Source organism: Shewanella hafniensis (genome assembly GCF_019655335.1).
GTDB classification, from domain to species: domain Bacteria; phylum Pseudomonadota; class Gammaproteobacteria; order Enterobacterales; family Shewanellaceae; genus Shewanella; species Shewanella hafniensis.
Genome location: NZ_BPFD01000192.1, coordinates 1 through 821 on the forward strand (window position 1 = coordinate 1; position 821 = coordinate 821).

The following is an 821-nucleotide window of genomic DNA, read 5'->3' on the forward strand; positions in this document are numbered from 1 at the left end:
CCTAACGTCTTAGTATTTATGCGCTGCGCTGTTTGCAGGGCATAAATCGCTTGTTGGACTTGGCCGCTGCCACATCCGTGTAAATGGGTATGAATAATGCTATAGGAATTTGCTTTTTTGCGGTAGCGGTTTTTTATACAGCTTGATGGGTAATCACTTGATATCGTTTTAGCTTTCTCATTCTTTTACGCTCACTTTCGACTGATTGTTGACCCTGGTTGACAGCATTTTGGCCCCAGACTCAGGCTGACACTCACACCCTATCCCCTCATCGGCTTAATCCCATAAGGCTGGCTGCTTTTCGCTGTCGGTTACGCTACGTCTTGAGGGAGGGGTTATCCTGACAGACGTACTGGCTGACTTTGGTTGTTAATCATCACCAATCCCTGCGGTCTTATCAGCCCAATAAACTGCAAATGACCTAACTGGCATTGCGGACATGACCACCAACAGTCCTCCTTAATCAAAGGACTCGCCAATACCACCTGCGGCTTACGTAGTTGCCGCTGGATAAGCGCGAGCTTTTTGCGGCGGCAAGCATTGGCAAGAAAACCAAAATGCCTCACTCGCATCAGCCCTTTGGGCAACACATGCAATAAGTAACGGCGAATAAACTCATCACAGCTTAGCCGCATTTGCTTATGCTGCTGACCGTCACGATAGTCCTTGTAGTAAAAACTGACATGCTCTGCGGTGACGTCGGCAATTCTTGATTCATGCAGCATGCCTTTACGGGTATAACGCCCGAGGTATTCCACCACGGTTTCGGCGCGGCTCAGACACGCTTTGCTGTAAACACACCACGGTTTTGCCATTAAGGT

Annotated in this window: 1 protein-coding gene; it reads right to left on the minus strand. The window is 48.6% G+C overall.

The window, feature by feature from the left end:
• Positions 1-335: 335 nt before the first annotated feature.
• Positions 336-821, minus strand: a 486-nt coding sequence (locus tag K5Q99_RS21860; RefSeq protein ID WP_220778125.1) for an IS91 family transposase, incomplete at its 5' end; no start/stop codon positions are given.